The following is an 8,112-nucleotide window of genomic DNA, read 5'->3' as shown; positions in this document are numbered from 1 at the left end:
TTGTCGCCGCCCTCGGTGGCCCAAATGTGGGCGATGGCAGATGGGGATGCTGCTATAGGCGCTGTCGGAGTTGCCCGGACTGCGGCGCAGGCAAAAGCTGCCGAAACGATAATGATAATAAAGTGAGCAAGTTTTTTCATGGCATTTTCTCAATTTTTGCAACCAATCCCCCGAAAACTATAACTGAATTATTTACCGCACACCTGTGACTAGCGGTTCACAATTGGAACGCGAACGCCGCGAATAGGCGAATACCATAAATGTTTCTTGGTTTCCATTCGCTCATTCGTGTAATTCGTGTTCTAATTTATAGACTATGCTGGTGGATAAAGCGCGTTTTTGTTGGGATCATCTGGCATGTAAAGTACATAAACACGATTGCCTACGGCCTGCGTTTTGGGGGCGTGCTGCCAGGTGATGGCTTTACCTTCATAGGGTCGGCCGCGTGCGTCATCGAAAATATAGATGATTGCCCAGGGGTAACGGCCATTGACACTCATGCTGTAATCCTGTTGGATTTCGATGACCTCGCCAACAGTTGCCTGCCCATGTTCGTAAGGGCGGATTTTGTCCAGCCCTTGTTGCATGCCAGCATAGAGCATCCCGCCACCGAGCAGAGTGAAAATACCCCCCACCCCGCCGCCAATGACGATGAACAGCCACATGCCGGGGATGGCGAACCCCAGGATGGTGAAGATCAACCCGATCGGGAATCCGATAATTAGAAATATGCCGCCAATCAGCGTAAACGGCGCATTTTTAAACAGCATTCGGCGTTTATAGCCTGCGGGCAGTTTGCGCGGCGGGGTGGGGGGCGCCGCGCCGGGATCATTGCCGACGGGCGGGGTCAGCGGACCACCGCATTTGCGGCAGTCGAGGTCAGTTTGGGGGATGCGTTGCCCGCACCAGGGGCAATTAGTAAATTCCATAAATGAAGTTTATCATATTCTCATACCTGTTTATATTGACCAATAACTCAGAATCAGATTGATTAGAAAGCCGGAAAATCCGCCCCAGAGCCAGAGTTTAGCCGCGCCGGGGGGCTTCTCTGCGCCGTGCTTTTTTTCTTTGCTCGGATTTATTGTTCCCATGGGCAAGCAACCGGCGATTGTATATTGGGGGCTTCCTGGCTGAGGCATATGAACTCCAACCGCGTGGATACGTGATCGCGATTATCGGGGCTGGGGTTGGTATCGATTTCATTTTGGAAGGTATAGTTTCCCGGCGCGGTACGGAAGGTGTCGTTCATTTCAAACGACAGGTCGAGTGGATCGCCGCTGAGTGCCACCGCCCAACCATAGAGCAGGAAATTCGTCTCCCAGTCAAAGCCGGCCTGCATGCAACTACCCTGTGTGAGTTCGGTTGCGTTGGCCGACAGGATGAGTTCGGTCAGGCCATTTTCGCGCGTGCCCATCACCTGAAAATCAAACTCCGGCCCCTCGATAGTAGCGGCACATTCGGGGTTGGTTACGGTGGGATCAATGCTAATCTCGGTGTATTTCCCGCCGCGGTCAGCGAAATCGTTGAGGTTAATGCCATATTGATCCGTCACAGCGGTGTGGTTTGTAATGACCCAGCGATCTTGTCCATCGGGGATAATTAGCACAGGCGTTGATGCAATTGCTTTCATATGCATATCCCACCAAATGCGGATCCCCATTGTGCAGTCGGGTGTAAACCAGGGATCAATACCGCAGTCTCCGCTGCCGGGTGTTCGGTCGAGGCTGATTTCGGCATAAACGAAACCAATGACGGGCTCAGCCTGAGCGTCTGTGGATATTTCGGGTATCTCAGTCTGGTTAGCTTCTTGATCTTCGGCTGTGCTGTCAGCATTCCCAGCAGGATCGATGTTGACTGTGCAGTCATCCGGGCAATTTTGTGCGTTCTCTGGCCCGTCGCAGACATCATCGCCGCAGCGCTTTTCGCTATTGGGAGCGGGTTCGCTACTGTCGCTGATGGCCCCGCCGAACGAACATGCCAGACTCAGAATTATCAGGGATGCAAGCATGAGAAAGATGCGTTTCATGGGAGTTTCTCCTATTTGTGTTATTGCATCAAGGGGTATTTAGATCGGGAACGATGATATATGATAGTGTTTCTCGGGGAATATCTACAAAATAAGTTGGCCCGGCAGGTTGGCGTTCGACAGTGTTATTTTCAATCGCATTTAGATGGATGGGGTTGGCAAAGCCTTGCATGAACCAGGTCGTCAGAATGGGGTATGCTGCAGGATCGCTGAAGTCGCCAGGGCTGCCCTCGCATTGCACCACGCCACCGATGACCGCTTGCGGGACGGTGACGAGTTGGTAAACCAGTTCATCAGCGGGTTGGCCGCCCTCTTGAATGCCGTTTAGATTGAGTGATGTTTCAAGTTCAAAGGATACCGGCTCGAAGGCGCTCTCATTTAACTCCCACACGCAGGGCGAGCTATCGAAATACAGGTCTTTGAATTCGGTCAGCACAATCGTGTTGCGCTGTTGGAGCGCTTCGCCACCAGCCAGCGGGAACCAGAGTTCAATTTGATAATCGCCGCTGTATTCAAAGGCGATACCCGTAAAATCGCCCATCAGGGCCGTGTTCAGGGTAGTGATAATCGTCCCGCCAAAGGATACATAGCGGTAGCCATTCTCTGGTTGGGCTTCTTCGCTAGATTCTGTGGAGGTCGATTGTTCTTCGGGGGTGGTATCCGTTTCGTTATCGGTATCCACCCCGCCTGCAATCACGCCCGCCGCCGGGCAGTCCGCCGGACATTTGGCGGTGTTCTCCGGCCCATCACAGACTCCATCTCCGCAGCGATTTTCGGATTGGGCCGCGGGCTGCGCCTCCGGCTCATTTCCTGAGAAGCTGCAAGCCATGCTGACCAGCATAAGCACAACAAGGATTGCGAATAAGCGTTTCATGGTGATCCTCCTGAGATTGATGTGTTATTAGCAGTATAGCGAGAACTTGTTATGGACATATAGGCAAATTATTTAGATATTGTTTAGTTTTTCACGATTGAATTATACTCAATCATGGGAATGACAGTGTCTATTTTTCGGAGAATGCACCTGTTACGACAGTAAGTATCAAGAATATGCTACAGACAACGCCATAGCGAATGAGCTAAAATAATTAGCAAATCGTAGATACGGCTCGTTGGCATATGTCGTATAAAATGAACATTTCGCTAAAAAGGAAAAAATGGCATGAAAACACCGAAGTTGCTTGGAAGTCTGGTTGTTGTGTTGGTAATTGCGCTGGTGGGCGCGAGCAGTGTATTGGCCGATGCGCCTGCTCCGCCGGAAGGTGAAGGGAATGTCGGCTCGTTCTTCTTCACCGGGTTTGGCTCTGGCGGCAGCACGGAATACTGTTTCGATCTGCCTACCGGTTGGGCGAGTCCCTGGGTACGTTTCTGGCACACCGCAGACCAGGAGTGGGTAGACCTGGCGACCGAATTCAAGACGGTCGATGGCGTTAAGAAAGCCTGCGCAGTCATTCCCGCCAATGGCTGGATTGCATTGCAAGGGAAGCAAACCACCGACAAGGTAGACCCGGAAAGCCCGCTAACCGAGTGTGAGCGCAAGGGCAATTGCCCGGTGGTTATGAATCATGAAGCTTAAGCTACGTTTATCAAGGAGATGATTAGTATGAATCCGCCCAAATTGATGGCAAGTTTTGTGCTTGTTCTGATGATCGCCCTCCTAAGTATAACAGGTGTTCTTGCCGATGCACCCGCTCCGCCGGAAGGTGAAGGGAATGTCGGCTCGTTCTTCTTCACCGGGTTTGGCTCTGGCGGCAGCACGGAATACTGTTTCGATCTGCCTACCGGTTGGGCGAGTCCCTGGGTACGTTTCTGGCACACCGCAGACCAGGAGTGGGTAGACTTGGCGACAGAATTCAAGACGGTTGATGGCGTCAAGAAAGCCTGCGCTGATATTCCCGCCAATGGCTGGATTGCATTGCAAGGGAAACAAACTACTGGTCTGGTGGACCCGGAAAGCCCGCTAACCGAGTGTGAACGCAAAGGTGTTTGTCACGTACGTATGATCGTTAATTAAGGTTCGACAGAAGGTTAAAGGCTGTTAAATGTGGTAGCAACCACATTTAACAGCCTTTTTGATTTAACCCGATGTTAGAATAGATAGCGCCGATTGATATTGAGAACCAGGAGATGGCACTTGAAACTTTTCGATGAGATTTTGGCAACGACCTTGGATGGGGAAGTGGTAGACGTTCGCGTGGGGATGAACTGGACGGCGGTAGTGGTTGATGTAGGCGGGACGCGTCGTTGTGGATTGGCGGCCACCCTGAGCGGATTCCACGAACATTCCGGCGAGCCGCAAATTCTCCAGGCGGGAACACTGGTCGGGCGTTCGACCTCGGAGTTGGTTGCCGATCTATATACGCCGGATTCGCCCCAGATGAGTCTGGCGATGGCAACCCTGAATGCCCTTTTGCCGCCCCCGCTGATTGTGCAAGAACAGAACGCCATGTCATTGATCGCCTCACGCGGACAGGGCAAGCACGTTGCTCTGGTCGGCCATTTTCCCTTTGTGAAAGTGCTGCGCTCTCAGGTTGGGCATCTCTCGGTGATCGATCAACATCCCCTCGAAGGCGATTATCCCGCCAATGCCGCCCCCGATATTTTGCCCCAGGCCGATTTTATCGCCATAACCGGCATGGTGCTGATGAATGGCACCTTCGAGAGCCTGATGGCCCTGCGCCCGCCGGATACCGAAGTGATGCTGCTGGGTCCGAGTACGCCGCTCAGCCCGGTCTTATTTGATTATGGAGTCAGTGTTTTAGCAGGAGCTTTAATTGAGAATATTGATACGGTGCTGCAAACAGTCGGGCAGGGGGGCAATTTCAGGCAGGTACACCGCGCTGGTGTGCGCCTGATAACCTGTCGAAAATAGAAATGGCGTGCGTAGCACGCCATTTCTATTTTCGACGATCAGCTTGTCAGAACGGGTTCAATTTGTTCCAGCGCCCAATCAATATCGTCTTTTTGAATCACCAGCGGAGGGGCAAAGCGAATGACATGGTCGTGGGTTTCCTTGCACAGCAAACCGCGTTGTTGCAAAGCTTCGCAGAAACGCCGCGCTCCGCCAGCTTCAGGGTGTAATTCCAGGCCAATTAGCAATCCCTTGCCGCGCACATCTTTGATATAGGGGCTGTCAATTTCACCCAGGCTGCTCATCAGATAATTTCCCATCTTGGCGGCGTTCTCGATCATGCCTTCTTCAACAAGCACTTTCAAGGCCACGCGCGCCACCGCCGCGCCTAGCGGATTTCCGCCGAAGGTACTGCCATGATCCCCAGGCTGGAACGTCCCCAGCACCTCTTTATTCGAGAGCACCGCCGAAACCGGGTAAAACCCACCCGAAAGCGCTTTCCCGATCAACGTTAAATCGGCTTCTACGCCGTCGTGTTCTTCGGCCAGCATTTTACCCGTGCGCCCCAGCCCGGTTTGAATCTCATCAGTAATCATGGCGATATTCTGTTCTGTGCAGATGCGGCGCACTTCGCGCAGGTATCCCTCGGGGGGGACGATGATCCCGGCTTCGCCCTGGATGGGTTCGACCAAAAAAGCGACGGTATTGGGCGTGATGGCGGCTTCCAGCGCCTGGGCATTGCCAAAAGGGATGATCCTGAAACCCGGGGTGAAAGGCCCGAAGCCGTCGCGATATTGTGCCTCGGTGCTGAAGCCCACAATCGTCACCGTTCTCCCATGGAAGTTGTTCTCGCAGACGATAATTTCGGCTTGTCCTTCAGGGATGCCTTTTTCATAATAGCCCCATTTGCGCGCTGCCTTGATCGCCGATTCAACTGCCTCAGCGCCGCTGTTCATTGGCAGCACCATGGTTGAGTTGGTCAGATCGCAGAGTTCCTGATAGAACAGGCCCAATTGATCGTTACGGAAAGCGCGCGAGGTCAGGGTTAATTTGTCGATTTGGTCTTTCATCGCCGCGGCGATGCGCGGATGGCAGTGCCCCTGATTGACAGCCGAGTACGCCGACAGAAAGTCGATATACTTTTTTCCATCCACATCCCAAACCCAGATGCCCTCACCGCGGTTGATGACGACATCGAGGGGCTTGTAATTGGTGGCGCCATACTGTTTTTCGAGTTGAATCAGGTTGTCGCTGGTATGCATCTATGCCTCTGCCTTTTTTAGGGTTTTAATGGCGCTGTCAATTGAGCGCCGGTCTTTTGCACTGATGGATGGATCGTTTTGCCATGCTTCGAAACGAGGCAGCAACGTTGTGAACTCCGGCAAGAACTGTTTGGTCATGCTGCGGATACAATCGCATAATACCCAGGTGGCCGCCGAATTTTCGGGCGGAACGTGGCGAGCGAGAAATTCGCGCACCGGGGCGATTTCGCCTCTGGCAGAAATGCGAATTGCAAAACTGACTGCCCGTTTAACATCCAGCTCATCATCATATAGCAATCGCTCACTCAGATTTAGGCATACAAGCGTATATTCGGGTCGTTTCATGGGTAAACGCCCAATGGTAGTGATGGCTGCCCGCCGTACCCAAAGATTATCATCTTCCAGCCAAGCCTCCAGCGCGTGCAGCCATTTTTCCGGTTGCTTGCGTATGATCGGCTCCAGAGCGTCCATTGCCAATCGATCTGCATCTTCCCAGGTGATACATGTTTGGCATAGTTGGTATATTTCCGGGATGATTTTTTCGGGGGCGGTTAATTCCATCGCCCCCAAGGGAATTACTGCAACAACCCGACCTTCGCGCCCAAATTCATTCCAAAGCAATTGTATGAGCGGCAAAAATTCATTCACTCGTGTTCGGGCGACTTTGCTGATCGCTTTGCCGATTGCCTTGAGCTTGGGTACTGGAATCCCCACCGTTTCCTGTTGTTCTCGGAGTTCGGCTTTGATTCCGTTGATATTTGCGGGTTCAAATTGAAGCCAAAGCTGGCGTAATCGATTGGCAGTTACCCTCGCTTGCGTCGGATTGTATTGTTGGAGAACGGTTTGGAGGTACTCACTTTGCTTTGCGTCCATTGGGGACCCCGATTCTTGGATTAGCGCCGTCGACTTCCCATACCGGTGATCAGCGATGCCCAATACAGTAATTGCATGATGGCTGTGAATAGCGCAGCAATATAGGTCAGCGCAGCGGCATTCAGCACGGTGTTGACGCCGCGTTGTTCTTCCTCGGTGCGGATCAACCCCGAGGTGGTCAGCATGGCCTTGGCTCGGGCCGATGCATTTAGCTCCACCGGCAGCGTTACCAGCGCGAACAGCGCTCCGCCCGAGAAGACAATCACGCCCAGCCAGGCTAGATTGACCATCTGCAAGAAAAGCCCCAGCATAATCAAAATCCAGCCCAGATACGAGCCAATATTGACCGCCGGAACGATCATCGCCCGCAAGCGCAGGGGGAAATATTCATCCTGATCTTGCATGGCGTGGCCGAGTTCGTGGGCGGCAATTGCCAGCGAGGCGACGGAGTTGCCGCCGTACACGCCCTCGGAAAGCCGCAATACTTTGCTGCGCGGATCGTAGTGATCGGTGAGTTTACCGCGTATGCCCTCGATTTTTACATTATATAGCCCGGCGGAACGCGTTAGGCGAGCCGCAGCGTCTGCCCCGCTCAGTCCGCTACTAGCCTGCACGCGCCCCCATTTTTTATAGGACGAATTCACATAGAGTTGCGCCAGCATCGTTAGGATGAAAGCGGGCGCCATAAAAAGTAAGTAGGTTGAGTTGTAGAACATTGTTTTTCCTCGGTTGAAGATTACAGGTTGAAGGTTGAAAGTTCTGCCATGATTGAATTTTCAACGTTCAACATACAAAAATTACTTCCCAATTAATTCGATCAACACTTCTACGGCTTTATCCAATTGCGGGTCGCGCCCATCCTGGATTTCTTCGGCGCTGAGGATCACAATTTGATCTTCGGGCAAGCCAAAGGATTCGATATCGAAACCGGCATCAATCGCAGCTTGCGAGACCATTGCCAGGGGGTAATCGGGTTCCAAGCCGATCTCATGGATCAGGCGTTCTTCGGGGGTCAGCCAGCGCGCAATCGTCACGCGCACCGCGCCCTGATCGTTGCTCAGGGGCACCCAGTTTTGCACGGAACCTTTGCCAAAGGTGGT

The 8,112-nt window shown here is 52.8% G+C and carries 11 protein-coding genes; 3 read left to right on the top strand and 8 right to left on the bottom strand.

The window, feature by feature from the left end; all coding sequences use genetic code 11:
- The 4 genes from HN413_03915 to HN413_03900 all read right to left on the bottom strand — a co-directional run.
- Positions 1–140, bottom strand: a 140-nt coding sequence (locus HN413_03915; protein MBT3389535.1) for a hypothetical protein, incomplete at its 3' end; no start/stop codon positions are given.
- 174 nt (positions 141–314) lie between these two features.
- Positions 315–929 carry a DUF3592 domain-containing protein gene (locus tag HN413_03910; GenBank protein ID MBT3389534.1) on the bottom strand — a complete coding sequence of 205 codons (615 nt, stop codon included), beginning with the start codon at positions 927–929 and terminating at the stop codon, positions 315–317.
- Positions 930–1,078: 149 nt separating this feature from the next.
- Positions 1,079–2,026, bottom strand: a complete 948-nt coding sequence (locus HN413_03905) for a hypothetical protein (protein ID MBT3389533.1) — start codon at positions 2,024–2,026, stop codon at positions 1,079–1,081.
- Positions 2,027–2,054: 28 nt separating this feature from the next.
- Positions 2,055–2,900 carry a hypothetical protein gene (locus HN413_03900; GenBank protein MBT3389532.1) on the bottom strand — a complete coding sequence of 282 codons (846 nt, stop codon included), beginning with the start codon at positions 2,898–2,900 and terminating at the stop codon, positions 2,055–2,057.
- Between the two features lie 288 nt (positions 2,901–3,188).
- Here HN413_03900 and HN413_03895 point away from each other — a divergent pair, with 288 nt between their 5' ends.
- The 3 genes from HN413_03895 (at position 3,189) to HN413_03885 (ending at position 4,898) form a co-directional block, all read left to right on the top strand.
- Positions 3,189–3,602 carry a hypothetical protein gene (locus tag HN413_03895; protein MBT3389531.1) on the top strand — a complete coding sequence of 138 codons (414 nt, stop codon included), beginning with the start codon at positions 3,189–3,191 and terminating at the stop codon, positions 3,600–3,602.
- Positions 3,603–3,629: 27 nt separating this feature from the next.
- Entirely contained in the window at positions 3,630–4,040 is a 411-nt protein-coding gene (locus HN413_03890; protein MBT3389530.1) for a hypothetical protein, read from the top strand.
- 120 nt (positions 4,041–4,160) lie between these two features.
- Positions 4,161–4,898, top strand: coding sequence for a DUF364 domain-containing protein (locus HN413_03885; GenBank protein MBT3389529.1), 738 nt, complete (start codon positions 4,161–4,163; stop codon positions 4,896–4,898).
- Positions 4,899–4,936: 38 nt separating this feature from the next.
- On the opposite strand, the gene HN413_03880 is transcribed toward HN413_03885, so the two are convergent.
- From HN413_03880 to HN413_03865, 4 genes are all read right to left on the bottom strand, one after another.
- Entirely contained in the window at positions 4,937–6,139 is a 1,203-nt protein-coding gene (locus tag HN413_03880; GenBank protein MBT3389528.1) for an ornithine--oxo-acid transaminase, read from the bottom strand.
- Positions 6,140–7,012: a hypothetical protein gene (locus HN413_03875; protein MBT3389527.1), complete on the bottom strand. Its 873-nt coding sequence runs from the start codon at positions 7,010–7,012 to the stop codon at positions 6,140–6,142. It abuts the gene before it with no gap.
- Between the two features lie 20 nt (positions 7,013–7,032).
- Entirely contained in the window at positions 7,033–7,728 is a 696-nt protein-coding gene (locus tag HN413_03870; GenBank protein ID MBT3389526.1) for a zinc metallopeptidase, read from the bottom strand.
- A gap of 81 nt (positions 7,729–7,809) precedes the next feature.
- Positions 7,810–8,112 (bottom strand): carboxyl-terminal protease (locus HN413_03865; GenBank protein ID MBT3389525.1); only part of this gene is annotated, 303 nt, incomplete at its 5' end.

It is taken from the genome of Chloroflexota bacterium (genome assembly GCA_018648225.1).
Classification (GTDB): Bacteria; Chloroflexota; Anaerolineae; order Anaerolineales; family UBA11858; genus NIOZ-UU35.
The sequence above is the reverse complement of the archived record's forward strand: the minus strand, read 5'-3'. Positions and strand labels throughout refer to the sequence as shown.

Excerpts from the sequence above, each read along its gene's own strand:
- HN413_03910 (MBT3389534.1), bottom strand. The coding sequence starts at position 929 with ATGGAATTTACTAATTGCCCCTGGTGCGGGCAACGCATCCCCCAAACT.
- HN413_03895 (MBT3389531.1), top strand. The coding sequence starts at position 3,189 with ATGAAAACACCGAAGTTGCTTGGAAGTCTGGTTGTTGTGTTGGTAATT.
- HN413_03875 (MBT3389527.1), bottom strand. The coding sequence starts at position 7,012 with ATGGACGCAAAGCAAAGTGAGTACCTCCAAACCGTTCTCCAACAATAC.
- HN413_03905 (MBT3389533.1), bottom strand. The coding sequence starts at position 2,026 with ATGAAACGCATCTTTCTCATGCTTGCATCCCTGATAATTCTGAGTCTG.
- HN413_03900 (MBT3389532.1), bottom strand. The coding sequence starts at position 2,900 with ATGAAACGCTTATTCGCAATCCTTGTTGTGCTTATGCTGGTCAGCATG.
- HN413_03870 (MBT3389526.1), bottom strand. The coding sequence starts at position 7,728 with ATGTTCTACAACTCAACCTACTTACTTTTTATGGCGCCCGCTTTCATC.
- HN413_03890 (MBT3389530.1), top strand. The coding sequence starts at position 3,630 with ATGAATCCGCCCAAATTGATGGCAAGTTTTGTGCTTGTTCTGATGATC.
- HN413_03880 (MBT3389528.1), bottom strand. The coding sequence starts at position 6,139 with ATGCATACCAGCGACAACCTGATTCAACTCGAAAAACAGTATGGCGCC.